Genomic DNA, 16,944 nt, shown 5'->3' with positions numbered 1-16,944 from the left:
TAGGTTGGCAAAGCACTTGGTGGAGGCACGGGCGGGCGCCCGACGGACATGACCGGCGCCCGCGAGGCGCTCAGAGGCCGAGGGCGGCTTTCACGGCGGGAAGGCCGGGCTTGCCGTCGAAGGTGGTGACGCCTTCCAGCCACGGGCCGAGCGCCGCCGGATTGGCCTTCAGCCAGGCCTTGGCGGCGGCTGGCGCTTCCATGCCGTCGTCGAGGATTTTGCCCATCATGGCGTTCTCGATGGCAAGGTCGAACTTCAGGTTCTTGAAGAAGGTCGCGGCGTTCGGGCACTCCGCCGACCATCCGGTGCGGGCGAGGGTGCGCACATCCGCGCCGCCGTAATTCGCGCCGAAATAGGCGTCGCCGCCAGACAGATAGGTGATGGCGAACTTCTCGTTCATCGGATGCGGCGCCCAGGCGAGAAACACGATCCAGCCCTTACCGTTCTCCGAACGCTTCACCTGCGCCAGCATGGCCTGCTCGCCCGATTCCACCACCTTCCAGCCCTTGAGGCCGAAATCATTGGCGTCGACCATCTTCTGGATGTTGGCGTTGGCCGGCGCGCCCGGCTCGATGCCGTAGATCTGCTTGTCGAACTTATCGGCGTTGGTCGCGAGGTCCTTGAAGTCCTTCACGCCGGCATCGGCCACGTAGTTCGGCACCGCGAGCGTGAATTTCGCGCCCGACAGGTTGGTGGCCAGAACCTCCACCGCCTTGGCCTCGTTCAGGGAATCCATGAACTTCTGCTGTGCCGGCATCCAGTTGCCGAGGAACACGTCGACATTCCTGTTCTTCATCGATTCGTAGCCGATCGGCACCGAAAGCGTCTTCACGTCCTGCTTGTAGCCGAGGGCGGAAAGCAGCACGCCGGCGATGGCGTTGGTCGAGGTGATGTCGGTCCAGCCGGGATCCGACATGCGGATGGTCTTGCAGGACGGAGCATCCGCCGCGGCAGCCGGACCGGCCGCCAGGAGGAGGGAAAGGGCCGAAGCGGCCAGCAGCATGCGTGTCATGTTCGTCTCCGAAAGGTGCGAGGCCGGAATTCGCGATGGCGGCTGCCCTTGTTCGGGTCTGTGGCGCGCCTTACCCTGTCGGATATCAGGCTGTTAGATGGGGATGGCTGTGAAGCCCTTTCTTTTCGATTGCTGCCCTAAATAAATCTGATGTCACGACGCGCCCTCGACCTCGGCTGGATCCGCGTGTTCGACGCGGTGGGGCGGCTCGGCAGCCTCACCGCCGCCGCGCAGGAACTCGGCCTGTCGCAGCCGGCGGTCAGCTACACGATCCGCACGCTGGAAGAGCAGATCGGCGCGCCGCTGCTGGAGCGCGGCCACCGCGGAAGCGCGCTGTCGCCGGCCGGGCGCCTGTTGCATCAGGGCGTGCAGGCGGCAATCGGCGAGATCGACGGCGCCGCCCGCGCGATCAAGCGGCTGGACCAGCGCCCGGTTGTCCGGCTCTTCACCGATTATGGCTTCGCCTCGTTCTGGATGATGCCGCGCGTCGCGCGGTTCAGGACGATCCGGCCGGATACCGACGTTCATATCGTTGCCTCGGCCTCGACCGAGCCGGGGGGCGGCGACACGGAGGACGTCGCGGTGCTGTTCGGCACGCGGGGCGATTTCGGGCCGGATGCGGTCCAGCTTTTCGAGGAGTGCATCTACCCCGTCTGCAGCCCGGCCTTTGCCAGCCGTCACGGCCTGCTGGAGACACCGGAGGCGATCGGCCGGCTTCCGCTGCTGCATCTGGAAAGCACGCCCCGGCCGCGCTGGTTCTCCTGGGCCGACTGGTTCGCTGCCCGAGGGATCGCCCGGCTTCCGAGTTCAGGAGATCTCGGCCTCAACACCTATGGGCTCGTGGTGCAGGCGGCGATCGCCGATCAGGGCATCGCCCTCGGCTGGGCCGGGCTGATCGACGCCGCGATCGACGACGGCACGCTGGTACAGGTGGGGCCGGCGCTCAACCGCCTCCACAGCGGCTACTGGCTGCGGCGCGGCCCCGCCATGTCATCGGCGGCCACCCAGTTCGTCGAATGGATACTGCAGGAGACCGGTTCGCGCCCGGAGTAGTTGCGCTCCCGGCCGGTCTATTGCGCGCCGAGATAGCGCCGGGCGAGATGGGCCTTGAACACGCCGGCATCGAGCGGGCGGCCGGTGGCCCGGGTGAGCAGATCGTCGGTGGCGTAGCGCGAGGCCTGCGCATGGATGTTGGTGCGCAGCCAGCCGACCAGCGGCGCGAAATCGCCGCGCGCGATGCCGGGCAGGGTGTCGGGCTCTGCCCGGCAGGCGGCGTCGAAGAGCTGGGCCGCCGTCATGGCGCCGAGTGTATAGGTCGGGAAATAGCCCCAGCCCCCCGACGGCCAGTGGATGTCCTGCAGGCAGCCGAGCCGGTCGTTCGGCGGGGTGATGCCGAGCAGCTCCCGCATGCCGGCGTTCCACGCCGCGGGGAGCTCGGAGAGCGGCATGGCGTCGGCGATCAGCGCCTTCTCCAGCCGGTAGCGCAGGATGACGTGGGCCGGATAGGTCACCTCGTCGGCATCGACCCGGATGAAGCCGCGTTCGACTTTCGTGTAGCGACGCCACATCGCCTCGGATTCCCAGCCGGGACCGGACGCGCCGAAGGCCTCGCGCATCAGCGGCGTGGCGAAGGCGAGGAATTCGGGGCTGCGGCAGGCCTGCATCTCCATGATGAGCGACTGGCTTTCATGCATGCTCATGCCGCGCGCATGCCCCACCGGCTGGCTCATGAAAATGGCAGGGCGGCCCTGCTCATAGAGCGCGTGGCCGGTCTCGTGGATCACCCCCATCAGCGCCTTGCTGAAATCGGCGTCGTCATAGCGGGTGGTGATGCGCACGTCGTTGTCGGCGCCGCCGCAGAAAGGGTGCGTCGAGACGTCGAGCCGGCCGCGCTCAAAATCATAGCCGAGCGCCGCCATGATCCTGAGTCCCAGCCGGCGCTGCGCTTCGATCGGGAACGGGCCTTCCAGCGGCGCGGGCTCCGGCCGGCGGGCCTGCTTGGCGAGCGCCTCCTCGGTGAAGGCGGGCAGGAAGGACGCGAGATCGTCGAACAGCGCGTCGATCTTTTCCGAGCGCCCGCCCGGCTCGTAGTCGTTGAGCAAGGCGTCGTAGGGCGAGAGCCCGAGCTTCTCGCCCTTGGCGACGCCCGCCTCGCGCTGGAGCTTCAGCACCTCGGCGAGATAGGGCAGCAGCGTCGCGAAGTCGGAATCGGCGCGCGCCTGCCGCCATTTCATCTCGCTGGCCGAGATCGCCTTGCTGGAGGCTTCGACCAGATCGGCCGGCAACGCGGTCTCGACGGTCCAGACGCGCCGGATCTCGGCGAGATTGGCCGTTTCCCAATCGGTCAGATTGCCGTCCTCTCCGGCCTCGGCCAGCCAGTCACCGATGCGCGGATCGACCGCCATCTCGTGCGCCAGCACGCGCAGCAGGGCCATGCTCTCGGCCCGCGCCTCCGCCGCGCCTTTCGGCATCATCACGTCGCTGTCCCATTGCAGGATCCCGAGAGCGTTCGACATGGCGGAGATGCGGCCGAAGTGACCGGAGAGCGAAGCATAGGCCGACATGGGAAGGGACTCCGGATGGATAAAGCTGGGCTGCCCTGCGCGCCGAGCGCCGCGGTCGCGATACTACGGCCCGTCGGGAAGCGCGAAGACGGTGAGCTGGCCGCCGAGCGCGGTATAGCTCGACAGCGCGGCATACGCATCCCCGGCGCCCGATCCGGCATTCGGGTCGGTGAGGCCGGCGGCGAGGCCGATGCCGGCCCAGCCACCGACACCGGACAGCACGGCGACATATTGCCGGCCGCGATGCTCATAGGTCATGACGTTGCCGACGATGCCGGAGGGCGTCTTGAAGCGGTAGAGCTCCTTGCCGGTCTCCGCGTCGACCGCCTTCAGCCAGCCTTCCAGCGTGCCGTAGAACACCACGCCTCCGGCGGTGGCGAGCGCGCCGGACCATACGGAGAACCGCTCGGGGACGCTCCAGACGACGCGGCCCTTCACATTGTCCCACGCGATGACGCTGCCGGTCTGTCCCTCACTGCCGGGAGCCGGGTACATGGTGAGCGTCGCCCCGACATAGGGCTGCCCGGCCATGTAGTCGACGTGGAACGGCTCATAGTCCATGCACAGCCGGCTCGCCGGCACGTAGAACAGTCCGGTCTGCGGTGAGAAGGCTGCTGGCTGCTGGTTCTTGGCGCCGATCGCCGCCGGGCAGATGCCGGAATAGGTGACGTCCTCGCCCTCGGCTTCGGTGCCGAATCTGGGATCGAGGATCGGGCGGCCATAGGCCGGGCTGGCCTTGTCCATGTCGATGCCGGTCGCCCAGTTCACGCTGGGATCGAACTTCGCGGCGACCAGAAGCTCGCCGGTCTCGCGATCGAGCGTGTAGGCGAAGCCGTTGCGGTCGAAATGGGTGAGCAGCGGGCGCGTCCGGCCGTCCACCGGCTGATCGGTGAGGATCATCTCGTTGACGCCGTCATAGTCCCACTGGTCGTGCGGGGTCATCTGGTAGAGCCAGCGGGCGACGCCGGTGTCTGCGTCGCGGGCGAAGATCGTCATCGCCCATTTGTTGTCGCCGGGCCGCTGCGAGGGGTTCCAGGTGCCCGGATTGGCGCTGCCGTAATAGACGAGGTTCAGCTTCGGATCATAGGCGAACCAGCCCCATGGCGCGCCGCCGCCGATCTTCCACTGCTCGCCCTGCCAGCTTTTCAACGAGGAATCCCTGCCGACCGGCCTGCCGAGCTCGGTGGTCCTTTCCGGGTCGAGCAGCATCTCGCTGTCCGGACCGGTCGAGTAGGCGCGCCAGGCGAGTGTTCCGTCCTTGATGTTGTAGGCGCTGATATGGCCGCGTGCGCCGAACTCGGCGCCGGCGATGCCGACGATGAGCTTATCCTTCACCGGCATCACCGTCGCGGTGTTCGATTCGCCCTTCTTCGGATCGCCGTTCCGGACCTTCCAGCGAACGGTGCCGGTCCTGGCATCGAGCGCCACCACGGTAGTGTCGGCCTGGGCCAGGAACACCATGCCCTCGGCATAGGCGAGGCCGCGATAGACGAGATCGCAGCACATGATGCCGGCGACGTCGCGCTCCTGGGTCGGTTCGTATTTCCACAGGATGCGACCGTCATGGTCGAGGTCGAGCGCATAGACCACGTTGGGGAAGGGCGTGTGGACATACATCACCCCGTCGACCACCAGCGGGCTGCCCTCATGTCCGCGCAGCACGCCGGTGGAGAAGGTCCAGGCGACCTTGAGCCCCCCGACATTGCCGGCATTGATCTGATCGAGCCGGGAGAAGCGCGTGTTGGCGTAGTCCAGCGTCTGGATCACCTGCCCGGCCGGGTCCGCGATCCGCTTGAGAACGTCGTCATTCGCGCGCGCCTGAAGCGGTGCGGCGACGAGCGCGGCGACAGCCGCAAGGACGAGAGGTTTTGCTGTCACGATCACGCTGTCCAAACCGCTGGTCACCCGGCACCAGGCAATATCAAGCGTCCGCGCCGTCTTCCAGCGCCCGCAGGTCGCGTTTGCGTGTTTCGGGACCGTGCCTGAAGCCGCGGCGCGGGGAGAGGGGCGGCCTCCTCCGCCCCGACGATGCGCAGGCTGGATGTCTTTCCATGATTTGAATTGGAATGTTTATAGCTTTATATCGTGAGTCATTCTAAGAAATGCCTCCGATTATAATTCCTATAAATTCAATATATACGTGATTTGACTCAATTATTTACTTGAAATAACCATCCGCATGGGGCTTGGCGGGCATGTCGCCCGTATCGATCGGTCGTGGCGCCGTGCGGCGTTCCGGGAAGCCGGACGCCGTCGGGGACCGGGCTTGGGGATGGATGATGATGCGAATGATTCGGCGCCGGCAGGAGCCGTCCTTGTCGAGGATCGCTCCGGCTCTCGGCTGGGGTGTGTCGTGGCTCGCCCTTCTGGCGGCCGCACCGGCGATGGCACAGCAGGCGGCGTCGACGGTACCGGCCCCGGCGAGCACGGCGCAGGTGATCGCAACCGATGAATTCGTCGAGCTCGATCCGATAACGGTGGTCGCAACCCGTACGGAGGAGAGCTGGATCGACACCCTCGCCGGCGTCAGCGTGCTGCGTTCGGACCAGATCGACAGGCTGATGCCGACGACCACCGCGGATCTTTTCCGCGGCATGCCCGGCGTCACGGCGATCCAGAACGGCAACTCGACGCAGACCGCGATCAACATTCGCGGCCTTCAGGATTTCGGCCGCGTCGCGGTGATCGTCGACGGCGCGCGCCAGAACTTCACGCAGCTCGGCCATGGCAACGGCGCCGGCACGTTCTTCGTGGAGCCCGGCCTGATCGCCGATGTCGACGTCGTGCGCGGCCCGGTCTCCAACATCTATGGCTCGGGCGCCATAGGCGGCGTGGTGACGATGCGCACCAAGGATGCCGAGGACATCATCGCCAAGGGCAATAGCTGGGGCGTCGAAGCGGACGGCGAGGTCGGCAGCAACGGCCCGATGGGCTACGGCTCGCTGCTTGGCGCGGCCAAGGTCGGCGAGAACGTCGATCTCTTCGTCGGCGGCACCTACCGCAAGCAGGACGACTACAAGGACGGCAACGGCGACACCGTCGCCGACACCGCCAACGAGGTGTGGACCGGCATCGCCAAGGCGACGTTCCGCCCGGCCGACTTCCACGAGGTGAAGATCACCGGCCTCAATTACGAGAGCAGCTACGACACGTCGAGCAGCGCCTCCTCGACGGCGACCGTCTACGATACCACCGTGCAGAACAGCACCGTCACGGCGAGCTGGAACTACTCGAACCCCGACGACAACCTGTTCGACTGGCGCTCCAGCGTCTACTGGAACCGGGTGGACCAGGATCAGGTAAAGGTCGCCGGCACCACCAGCGCCATTACCGGCGCCATCGGCGATCCGCGCGGCTTCGTCATCGACACGGTCGGCTTCGATGCCAACAACACCTCGCGCTTCGAATGGGGCGACTGGAAGAACGCCATCACCTATGGCGGCGACTATTTCCACGACGACGTCGACAACACCGACAATTACGGCTTCGGCGACGGCTACAATCCCTCGGGCGAGCGCGGCGTGGGCGGCGCCTTCGTGCAGTGGAAGGCGAACTATTCGAGCTGGCTGGAGGCGATCGCGGCGCTGCGCTACGACGCCTATTCGCTGAGCTCAGGCGACACCGGCACCTCCGGCGACCGCCTGTCGCCGAAATTCACCCTCGGCGTCACGCCATGGAGCTGGCTGACCGTCTACGGCACCTATGCCGAGGGCTATCGCGCCCCATCCGTCACCGAGGCGCTGGTCTCCGGTGCGCATCCGGCGTTCTTCACCGGCGGGCTGGCACCCTTCACCTTCGTGGCGAATCCCGGGCTCAGGCCGGAAGTCGGCAAGAACAAGGAGATCGGCGTCAACATCAAGAAGGATGATCTCTTCGTCCAGGGCGATGCGCTGCGGATCAAGGCGAACTACTATCAGAACGACGTCGAGGACTATATCGAGCTGGTGACCTACGGCTCGCCGGCCTGCATCATGCAGGTGCGCGGGCGCTGCGTCGCCTATAATGCCTATTCGCTGGCGCAGTACCAGAACGTGGAAGAGGCGCGGCTGCGTGGCTTCGAGTTCGAGGGCACCTATGACGCCCGCCGCTGGTTCGTCGGACTGTCGGGACAGGTCACCGAGGGCGAGGTGACAGCAGGCGAAGATATCGGCCAGCCGCTCTCGACCATCCCGCCGGACCAGATCACGACGACGCTCGGCTTCCGCTTCCTCGACGAGAAGCTGACCGTCGCGGTGCGGTGGACCGCGGTGGCGGCGGTGACCGAGTCCGATCTGCCGGACAATGCGGTCTATGAGCCGACCGACAGCTTCAACCTCGTGAGCGTCTATGCGGGCTATCGGCCGAACGAGAACACGCTGTGGCGCCTGTCGGTCGAGAACCTGCTCGACGAGCAGTACACGCAATACCAGAACTTCCTGCCGAGCGCCGGCCTCACCGTGAAGGGGGGCCTGACCGTCCGTTTCGGCGGCGGACAGGTGGCCTCCGCCGCCAAGCAGCCGCTCTATGTGAAGTGATCTGTTGGCAGGTAATCCGAAATGACCATAGCGACGCCGATCGAACAACCGGGCCGGGCCAAGCGCTTCAAGGCCGCCTCGGCCGCCGCGCATGAGCGCGTCGACAATGGCGTGATGGCCGCGGCTCCCTTCGCCAGCAAGGCGAACTACGAGCGCTTCCTGCGCTTCCAGTACCGCCTGCTGCGCCGGGTCGAACCGCTTTACGCTGACGCGGGCCTGCAGCCGCTGCTGCCGGAGCTCGCGGGGCGCTCCCGGCTCGACGCGCTGGAACAGGACTTCGCCGATCTCGGCCTCGCGCCGCCGGCCGTGGCGTTCGGCCCAAGGCTGCCGATCGCGGAGGCGCTTGGCTGGCTCTATGTCGTCGAAGGTTCGAACATGGGTGCCGCGTTCCTGGCCAAGGAAGCCACCAAGCTCGGCTTTTCGGATGCGTTCGGTGCGCGTCATCTCGCGGGGCACCCGGAAGGACGCGGCCTGCATTGGCGCCGCTTCACCGCGGCGCTCGACGCGGTCGAGCTGACACCCGACGAGGATGTCCGCGCCGCCCAGGCAGCGGCGGACGCCTTCGCCCATGTCGAGGCGCTGATCCGCGAGGAGCTCGCTTGACCGCTACTAAACGACGGATTGCGGCAGCAGGAACGGTGTGGAGGGAGCCCATCCGATGCGCGCCGTGACACCGTAGAGTTCGGAAATCCGTTCGTCGGTCATCACCTCTTCGGGCGCGCCGCACGCCGCCACGCGCCCGTCCTTCAGCGCGACGATGTCGTCGGCAGCCATGGCGGCGAGGTTGAGGTCGTGCAGCACGGCCAGCACCCCGACGCCCTCGGCGGCGAGCCGGCGCATGATCCTCACCACGAGGAGCTGCTGGGCGATGTCGAGGCTCGCCGTCGGCTCGTCGAGCAGCAGATAGCCCGGACCTTCGCCGTTTTCGATCTGCACCAGCGTGCGGGCGAGCTGCACGCGCTGCTTCTCGCCACCCGACAGGCGGTCATAGGCGGCGTCGGCGAAATCGGCGAGATCGACCCGGTCGAGCGCGCGCTTGATCTGGGCCGGCCTGCGCCGGCCATCCGGCGTGCCGATGGCGACGACCTCGGCGACGCTGAACGGAAAGGCGACATGGGCGCTCTGCGGCAGTACGGCGCGCAGCCGGGCGAGACGCGCCGGCGGCAGGCGCGCAATGTCGCCGCCGGCCAGCGTGACGCGGCCGCGATGGGGCCGGAGCTCTCCCGCCAGGATCTTGAGGAGTGTGGACTTGCCGGCGCCGTTCGGGCCGATCAGCACGGTGACGCGGCCGGGAACGACCTCTGCCGAGACACCGTCGAGCAGGGCGCGGCCGCCCACGTCGAAGACTATGTCGTCGGCGCGGTACATGAGCCTATCCGAACAGCGCCGCGCGGCGGCGCATCAACAGCCAGATGAAGAAGGGTGCGCCGATCGCCGCGGTGACGACACCGAGTGGCAGTTCCGCCGGGCTCGCCGCCGTCCGGGCCACCACGTCGGCGCCGAGCAGCAGCGCACCCCCGAGCAGCGCGGCGCAGGGCAGCAGCAGCCGGTGGCCCGGGCCGAACACGAGGCGGACGAGGTGCGGGACGACCAACCCGATGAAGCCGATGACGCCGGCCGCCGCCACCGCTGAGCCGGTGCCGGCAGCGATGGCGACGATGGCGAGCCACTTCGCTCGCTGCACGTCGACGCCGACATGGAACGCCTCCGCCTCGCCCAGCGCCAGCGCGTCGAGCGCCCGGCCGAGCCGGCTGCAGATGGCGGCGAGCAGCACCATGAAGGGCAGCACGGCCAGCACCTTGTGCCAGGTGGCGCCGCCGAGCGAGCCGAACGACCAGAAGGTGAAATCGCGCAGTTGCTGGTCCGAGGCGATGAAGACCATCACGCCCGTGCCCGCGGCGGCGAGAGCGCCGATGGCGATGCCGGCAAACAGCATGGTGGCGATCTCGGTGCGCCCGTCGCGCGTCGCGATGAGGTAGAGCGCGACGGTGGCGACCAGGGCGCCGCCGAACGCCATCAGCGGCAGGCCGAATTCCGCCAGCGCGGCCGGCAGCATCCCGGCGACATGTGCTCCCAGCACGATCCAGGTGACGGCCGCGAGGGCGGCGCCGTTCGATATCCCGACGAGAGCGGGGTCGGCCAGCGGATTGCGGAAGATGCCCTGCGTCAGCGCGCCGACCAGTGCGATGCCGCCGCCGACCAGCAGGCCGAGCGTGGTGCGCGGCAGCCGAATGTCGAGCACGATGACGCTCTCGCGCAGGGCGAGGCCGCTTGCCGCCTCGCCGCGCAGCGCCGCCCCCACGATTTGAGCGATGCGCTCGGGCGGGATGGTCACCGGACCGATGGCCAGCGAGGCGATGACGGCGAACACGAGCATCGCGCCACCGAGGCCGAGCGCAACGGCGTTCCTGTGCGGCCGCCGGACCGAACCGCCGCTCATGGCCGGGAGGCTCCAGCTCATTTGTCCGCGGCGGTCCAGGGATGGGCGGGGAGGGGCGGCAGGTTGAGCTCGGGATAGATCATTGCTGCGAGGTCGCGCGCGGCCTGCGGCGTGCGGGGGCCGAAGCCGAGCAGATAGACGCCGTCGATGCGGAAGAATCGTCCCTGCGCCGCCGCCTGCGTGCCCGCAAAGGCCGGCATCGCCGTGATGGCGTCGTCCGTCAGGGCATGGTTGCTCTGCTGCATCAGTATGATCGCATAGGGATCGGCGCCGAGACTGGCCTCGTCGACGGCCGGCTTGTAGCCGTTGATAGCGCGCATCGCGTTGCCGACACCGGCGAGGTGGAACATGGCATCGGCGCTGGAGCCGGTGCCGCCCACCACCGGCGCGGTGCCCGACGCGGACAGCACGAAGGTGACGCTGCGCGGCTCGGAAATCCGGGCGCGCAACTGGGCAAGCGTCGCGAAGTCGCGCTCGACACCGTCCGCGAGTTCCGCTCCGCGCTCCGGCACGCCGGCGATCTCGGCAATGCGCCGGATGTTGGCGATAACCGTCCCGGCATCGCGCGCGTCGGGAACGGTCTCGAACGGAACGGCCGCGCTGCGCAGCACCTTCACCGCGTCGGGCGGTCCGGCGCCTTCGAGCGCGATGATGAGATCCGGGCCGACCGACAGCACACCTTCCGGCGACAGCGCGCGGATGTAGCCGACATTGGGCCTGGTGGCGAGCGCGCGGCGCGGATAGGTGCTCGACGTATCGACCGCGACGACCCGGTCCTCCAGCCCCAGGGCGAACAGGATCTCCGTCACCGCGCCGCCGATCGCGACAATCCGGGTCGCGGGTCCGGGCCGGCTCTCAGTGGCGCCGACCGGCGATGACGCGGCAAGCAGGCAAAGAGCAAGCAGAGCGGACCAGCATCGGACATATGCAGATCGCACGGTGACCTCCTCCGCTCGCGCGTCGGCGCAATGGACTCCAGACTTTATCCGGGTGTCAGATAATGAGTTCTGGGTGTTCGGTAAAATGAATATTTGGAGATGTTATTCTTATTGTAGTTATTATAATTACATATCTATCTCTGGCGAACGGAGATCTGGCGCCGAGTGATAGCGGATGCTGCTGTCTACTGACCTCTGGCAACTCACGTCGCCGCAGGTCGATGCCGTAATGATGAGCTGCTGTTCGTGGTTCGCCGGCGGAGCCCGTTCAGCGGAAGGGCGGCTCGTCGAAGGAGCGGAGCTTGCGCGAATGGACGCTCGCGCCGGTCTCACGAAGATTGTCCAGAGCGGCAAGACCGATCTTGAGATGCTCGCCGACCGCGCGGTCATAGAAGGCATTCGCCGCGCCGGGCAGCTTGATCTCGCCATGGAGCGGCTTGTCGGACACGCAGAGCAGCGTGCCGTAGGGCACGCGCAGGCGATAGCCCTGAGCGGCGATGGTGCCGGATTCCATATCAACCGCGATGGCGCGCGACAGGTTGATACGCCTGCGCTCCTGGGTCCAGCGCAGCTCCCAGTTCCGATCGTCCTGCGTGACGACGGTGCCGGTGCGCAGGCGCCGCTTGAGCTGGTCGCCCCGCTCACCCGTGATCTCCGCCGCCGCCTGCTGGAGCGCGACCTGTACCTCCGCCAGCGCGGGGATCGGAATATCCGGCGGCACCAGCTCGTCGAGGATGCCGTCCTGCCGCAGATAGGCATGGGCGAGCACATAGTCACCGATGATCTGCGTCTGTCTCAGTCCGCCGCAATGGCCGACCATCAGCCAGCAATGGGGCCGCAGCACCGCGAGATGGTCGGTGATCGTCTTGGCGTTGGAGGGGCCGACGCCGATGTTGATCAGCGTCACGCCGGTGCCGTTCGGCCGCGCGAGATGATAGGCGGGCATCTGGAAACGGTGCCAGGGCGAGGCCATCACACGCTCGGCAGCAGCGAGATCGACGCCGTCGCGCTCGATGCGGAGGCCGCCCGGCGTCGACAGCGCCTCGGCCGTGCCCGCCTCGATCTCGGCGAGGCCGAGGCGGACGAACTGGTCGACATAGCGATGATAGTTCGTCAGCACGATCCATGGCTGGAACGCGCGCCAGTCCGTGCCGGTGTAATGGATGAGCCGGCGGAGCGAATAGTCGACCCGAACGGCATCGAACAGCGCGAGCGGCCGCGGCTCGCCCTCCACCAGCTCGAAGGTGCCGTCGGCGATCTCGTCGCCCACCAGCGACAGCAGCGGGGTGGGAAAATGCCGCGCCAGCTCGGAGGCGGTGACGTTGCCGCGCCCCAGCTCGTCGCCGCCCTCGAGCGCGTAGGGGTAGGGGATCTCCTGCGTGCTGACCCCCGTCTCGATCGTCGCGCCATATTCCTCGACGAGCGGCCGCAGTTGGTCGAGCAGATAGGCACGGAATTCGGCGGGCTGCGTCACGGTCGTCTGGTAGACGCCGGGTGCGGCGAACTTCGCGTAGCCGCGCTGGCTGCGGACCTCCGATGCCTTCGCCGCCGCGTAGGTCACGCGCAGCAGAGGGTAGCGATAGCGCGAACGCTCCTCGGTCTGCGGAGCCTGCCCGGTCTCGAAGAAGCGCTGCAGATCATGCCGCAGCGCCTCGCGCGCGGCTCTGTAAAGCGCTTCCAGCCGGTCTATGGCCTGCTCGGGGGTCGCCGCTGTCTCGAACATCACCGGATCCGGAAACTCTGTCGGCCTTGCCGCTGGAACATGATCCAACTTATTGAATCAGAGCACTTTCCTGTCGATCAGGTGATGCCACCTGATCGGAAAGGGCTCTAGCGTGGTTTGCGGCGGCCGTGAAGGGCAGCCTCCGACACCGGGACGTGCTCAGCGCCAGCCGAGGCCCGGCGCCACATGTTTCAGGATCGCCTCGATGACATGGGCGTTGTAGTCGACGCCAAGCTGGTTCGGAACGGTCAGCAGCAGCGTGTCCGCCTCGGCGATCGCCTCATCCTGCTTGAGCTGCCCGATCAGGACATCCGGCTCGGCGGCGTAGCTCCGCCCGAAGATCGCCCGCGTCTTCTCGTCGATGAAGCCGACCTGATCGGCCTCCTGACCGGAGCGGCCGAAATAGGTGCGATCGCGGTCGCCGACCAGCGCGAAGATGCTGCGGCTGACCGAGACCCGCGGCTCGCGCGCGTGGCCAGCCTCCTTCCACGCTTCGCGGAACGTGCGGATTTGGTTCGCCTGCTGGACGTGGAAGGGCTCTCCCGTCTCGTCGTCCTTGAGCGTGGAGCTCTGCAGATTCATGCCGAGCTTCGCGGCCCAGGCGGCCGTGGCGTTGGAGCCGGCACCCCACCAGATGCGCTCGCGCAGCCCTTCCGAATGTGGCTCGAGGCGCAGCAGGCCGGGCGGGTTCGGGAACATCGGGCGCGGGTTGGGCTGCGCGAAGCCTTGGCCGCGCAGCACCTCGAGCAGGACTTCGGCGTGCCGCCGGCCCATATCGGCGTCGCTCTGTCCTTCGGGCGGGGCGTAGCCGAAATAGCGCCACCCATCGATCACCTGCTCGGGCGATCCGCGGCTGATGCCGAGCTGCAGGCGTCCGCCGGCGATCAGGTCGGCCGCGCCGGCGTCCTCGGCCATGTACATCGGATTCTCGTACCGCATGTCGATGACGGCGGTTCCGATCTCGATGCGGCTGGTCTTCACGCCGACCGCCGCCAGCAAGGGGAAGGGCGAGGCGAGCTGGCGGGCGAAATGATGGACGCGGAAATAGGCGCCGTCCGCCCCGAGCTCCTCAGCCGCGACGGCCAACTCGATCGATTGCAGCAGCGCGTCGGCGGCCGAGCGCGTCTGCGCATGAGAGGAGGGCGTCCAATGGCCGAACGACAGGAAACCGATCTTCTTCATGACACCTCGGCGGCGCGGAAAGGGTTGATCGCGCTGGCTGGAATCCGAAGACCGGGCGGAGGCATGGTGGAGCCGAGGGGATTTGAACCCCTGACCTCTGCAGTGCGATTGCAGCGCTCTCCCAACTGAGCTACGGCCCCACGCGTCAGGCCGCGCCTTGTACGTTTCCGGCCGGACAGATGTCAAGCAGCGAGGTGCTTCAGGGCTGCGAGAAACGGGGTTGCCGCAACGCGGCGAGGCCTTTAAGCATCGTCGGGCCAGGGCATGCGATCCGGCTGCTCTGCCGCATCGAGGCTCGCGATGTATTCCGTTCTCTGGTTGATCGACACGATCATCACCCTCTATGTCTGGATACTGATCGCATCGGCCGTGCTGTCGTGGCTGGTGGCTTTCAACGTCGTCAACCCGCATAATCAGTTCGTACGCAGCGTGGGCGAGTTCCTGTGGCGCGTCACCGAGCCGGTGCTGGCGCCCATCCGCCGCATATTGCCCAATCTCGGCGGGATCGACATATCGCCGGTGATCCTGATCATCGTCCTCTATTTCGTTCGCAACCTGCTGTTCGAGATCTTCATCTGAGGCATGGCCTGCCATGGTGAGCGCCGCCGGAGCCGAGGCAGCCGTGCCGTGGACACAGACGGCGGACGGCCTCGTCGTCTCCGTGCGGGCCACGCCACGCGGCGGGCGCGACGCGATCGACGGGATGATGACGCTTTCGGACGGGCGTATCGTCATTAAGGCCCGCGTCAGCGTCGCGGCGGAGGATGGCAAGGCCAATGCCGCGCTCGCCCGGCTGCTGGCCGGCGCCGCCGGCATCGCGCCGAGCGCCGTGACCCTCAGCCAGGGCGCCACCGCACGCCTCAAGGCATTCCGGCTGAGCGGCGACCCGCAGGCCATGGCGGACCGATTGCGGGCGATCCTCGGCCAGGCCTGAAGCTCTGACTCAATCACGCTGCGGGCTGAAGCCGAGCGCGCCGGCGAGGTCCGCCGGCCGCGCCGGGGGCTCGGACAGATCCATGTCCGCCTCGACATGGGCGATGTGCAGGCGCATCAGCCGTGCCGCGCCTGCCGCGTCGCCGCGTTCGATCGCGGCCACGATCTGGGCGTGCTCCTGTGGCGGGCAGCTCGCATGCTCGCCGCGGGCATAGAGCAGTATGGCGAGCGAGGTGAGCGCCTGCAGCTCGGTCAGCAGCCGCTGGAAGACCGGATTGCCGGCCGCTTCCGCAAGTAGCACATGGAACTCGCCGGTGAGCCGCACCAGGCCGGTTCGATCGCCGGAAGCGCGGGCTTCGTCCTCATGGGCGATGTGCGCGCGCAGCCTCGCCACCATCCCGCATGCGCAGGAGGCCTCGTCCTCCGTCGCGCTCCCGCAGGCCTTGGCCGCGAGCGCGGCGACCTCCGGCTCGACCACGGCCCGGGCGGCGAGCACATGGCGTGCCTCGGCCCGGCTGGGGGCTGCGACGAAGGCGCCGCGGTGCGGGTGATGCTCGATGATGCCGTCCTGCGCGAGGCGGCCGAGGGCCTGCCGGACGACGGTGCGGCTGACGTGGAAGAGCGCCGCCAGCCGCTCCTCCGTCAGTTTCTCGCCGGGGGGCAGCCGGCGCTCGACGATCGCCTGCAGGATACGCGCGCGGATCGGCGCCTCGGAGCGCCCGCGTTCGGCGACGTGCTCATGTTCCGGCGTCTGCTGCATTAGACCGACTGCACCTCGATGGGCGGCTGTCCCGACCTTCTGCGGAATCCTAGGGAGGCGCCCGGCGGATGCCGCCTCGAAGCCGGTGAGATGCAGGAAAGGTGCCGCGCCGTGGCGCGGGGAAAGAGCTAGCCGACCGGCCAGCTCGCTAACGCCCAGGCGGAATCCCAGAACATCCATTCGAGCTGGCTGGCGCGCTTATAGGCATCGTGCATCGCCGCGATGGTTTCCGGCGAAGCCTTGGCGGCGGCGCGGTCGGTGGCCTCGATGGCGGCGCGGACCACCTCGTGGAACTCCTCACCTGCATAGGTGTCGATCCACGCGTCGTAGGGATTTGGCCGCGTCGCGCGGGCGAGGATATCACGCCCGGCCTCGGCGTAGATCCAGAAGCAGGGCAGCACCGCCGCCAGCACCACCGGATAAGGCTCGGCATGCGCCTTGGCGACGAGGAAGTTCACATAATGATCGCAAACCGGGGAGAGCGGCGTGTCGCGGAAATCCTGCGCCGAGATGCCGAAGCGAACGAAATAGTCGTCGTGCAGCGCGCGCTCCACCACCACCGCGTCATGTGCCGCCTGCGCGAACTGCACGATCCCCTCCGGGGCGTCCGCCTTGGCGGCGGCGAGGGCGAGGGCGCGCGCGAAGGCGATGAGATAGTGCGAATCCTGGATAATGTAGTGGCGGAAGCGGTCGAGCGGCAATGTTCCGTCGGCGAGCGCCGTCACGAAGGGCATGGTGCGGATCGCGTCGAAGATCGGCAGGTTGCGCTGCCAGGCATCCGCACTGAAGGACGTCGCACCGGGATAGCTGGGGCTCGTCATCGGGAAGCTCCGATATGCAAAGGGCCGCCTTGCGGGCGGCCCGGTCGCAGGAAGATG

Annotated in this window: 15 protein-coding genes and 1 tRNA gene; 5 read left to right on the top strand and 11 right to left on the bottom strand. The window is 67.6% G+C overall.

Features of this window, described 5'->3' with window-relative positions; all coding sequences use genetic code 11:
• Positions 1-70 precede the first annotated feature (70 nt).
• The gene (gene choX, locus U742_RS0116300; RefSeq protein ID WP_248310397.1) at positions 71-1,003 is read right to left on the bottom strand and encodes a choline ABC transporter substrate-binding protein; all 933 of its coding nucleotides are present in this window, start codon (positions 1,001-1,003) and stop codon (positions 71-73) included.
• 159 nt (positions 1,004-1,162) lie between these two features.
• Here choX and U742_RS0116295 point away from each other — a divergent pair, with 159 nt between their 5' ends.
• Positions 1,163-2,065, top strand: coding sequence for a LysR family transcriptional regulator (locus tag U742_RS0116295; protein ID WP_029354902.1), 903 nt, complete (start codon positions 1,163-1,165; stop codon positions 2,063-2,065).
• Between the two features lie 17 nt (positions 2,066-2,082).
• On the opposite strand, the gene U742_RS0116290 is transcribed toward U742_RS0116295, so the two are convergent.
• Entirely contained in the window at positions 2,083-3,576 is a 1,494-nt protein-coding gene (locus U742_RS0116290; protein WP_029354899.1) for a carboxypeptidase M32, read from the bottom strand.
• A gap of 63 nt (positions 3,577-3,639) precedes the next feature.
• Positions 3,640-5,454 (bottom strand): methanol/ethanol family PQQ-dependent dehydrogenase, encoded by a 1,815-nt coding sequence (locus U742_RS0116285; RefSeq protein ID WP_029354897.1) that lies wholly within the window; start codon positions 5,452-5,454, stop codon positions 3,640-3,642.
• A 437-nt stretch (positions 5,455-5,891) separates the two neighbouring features.
• On the opposite strand from U742_RS0116285, the gene U742_RS0116280 reads away from it, so the two are divergent.
• Both U742_RS0116280 and U742_RS0116275 read left to right on the top strand, forming a co-directional pair.
• Positions 5,892-8,090 (top strand): TonB-dependent hemoglobin/transferrin/lactoferrin family receptor, encoded by a 2,199-nt coding sequence (locus U742_RS0116280; RefSeq protein WP_248310392.1) that lies wholly within the window; start codon positions 5,892-5,894, stop codon positions 8,088-8,090.
• A gap of 21 nt (positions 8,091-8,111) precedes the next feature.
• Positions 8,112-8,693 (top strand): biliverdin-producing heme oxygenase, encoded by a 582-nt coding sequence (locus U742_RS0116275; protein WP_029354893.1) that lies wholly within the window; start codon positions 8,112-8,114, stop codon positions 8,691-8,693.
• A gap of 6 nt (positions 8,694-8,699) precedes the next feature.
• On the opposite strand, the gene U742_RS0116270 is transcribed toward U742_RS0116275, so the two are convergent.
• From U742_RS0116270 to U742_RS0116245, 6 genes are all read right to left on the bottom strand, one after another.
• The gene (locus U742_RS0116270; protein ID WP_029354891.1) at positions 8,700-9,458 is read right to left on the bottom strand and encodes a heme ABC transporter ATP-binding protein; all 759 of its coding nucleotides are present in this window, start codon (positions 9,456-9,458) and stop codon (positions 8,700-8,702) included.
• Between the two features lie 4 nt (positions 9,459-9,462).
• On the bottom strand, positions 9,463-10,530 hold the full coding sequence (locus U742_RS0116265; protein WP_029354889.1) for a FecCD family ABC transporter permease: 1,068 nt from the start codon (positions 10,528-10,530) through the stop codon (positions 9,463-9,465).
• A gap of 17 nt (positions 10,531-10,547) precedes the next feature.
• On the bottom strand, positions 10,548-11,468 hold the full coding sequence (locus tag U742_RS0116260) for a heme/hemin ABC transporter substrate-binding protein (protein WP_081853045.1): 921 nt from the start codon (positions 11,466-11,468) through the stop codon (positions 10,548-10,550).
• A gap of 268 nt (positions 11,469-11,736) precedes the next feature.
• A complete protein-coding gene (locus U742_RS0116255; protein WP_029354885.1) occupies positions 11,737-13,191 on the bottom strand; it encodes an AMP nucleosidase in 1,455 nt (484 codons plus the stop codon).
• A 159-nt stretch (positions 13,192-13,350) separates the two neighbouring features.
• A complete protein-coding gene (locus tag U742_RS0116250; protein ID WP_029354882.1) occupies positions 13,351-14,373 on the bottom strand; it encodes an LLM class flavin-dependent oxidoreductase in 1,023 nt (340 codons plus the stop codon).
• Between the two features lie 64 nt (positions 14,374-14,437).
• Positions 14,438-14,513: transfer RNA gene (locus U742_RS0116245), tRNA-Ala, on the bottom strand.
• A 160-nt stretch (positions 14,514-14,673) separates the two neighbouring features.
• Here U742_RS0116245 and U742_RS0116240 point away from each other — a divergent pair.
• Positions 14,674-14,952, top strand: a complete 279-nt coding sequence (locus tag U742_RS0116240; RefSeq protein ID WP_029354880.1) for a YggT family protein — start codon at positions 14,674-14,676, stop codon at positions 14,950-14,952.
• A 13-nt stretch (positions 14,953-14,965) separates the two neighbouring features.
• Positions 14,966-15,307, top strand: coding sequence for a DUF167 family protein (locus tag U742_RS0116235; protein ID WP_038361814.1), 342 nt, complete (start codon positions 14,966-14,968; stop codon positions 15,305-15,307).
• Positions 15,308-15,316: 9 nt separating this feature from the next.
• Here U742_RS0116235 and U742_RS0116230 read toward each other — a convergent pair whose 3' ends face one another.
• Both U742_RS0116230 and tenA read right to left on the bottom strand, forming a co-directional pair.
• Complete coding sequence (locus U742_RS0116230) at positions 15,317-16,066, bottom strand: GntR family transcriptional regulator (protein WP_051661244.1); 750 nt, start codon at positions 16,064-16,066, stop codon at positions 15,317-15,319.
• Positions 16,067-16,194: 128 nt separating this feature from the next.
• Entirely contained in the window at positions 16,195-16,887 is a 693-nt protein-coding gene (gene tenA, locus U742_RS0116225; protein ID WP_029354872.1) for a thiaminase II, read from the bottom strand.
• Positions 16,888-16,944: the final 57 nt, after the last annotated feature.

It is taken from the genome of Allobosea sp. 117 (assembly GCF_000702305.1).
Taxonomy (GTDB): Bacteria; Pseudomonadota; Alphaproteobacteria; order Rhizobiales; family Xanthobacteraceae; genus Ancylobacter.
This window is presented reverse-complemented; position numbering and strand designations above follow the sequence as displayed.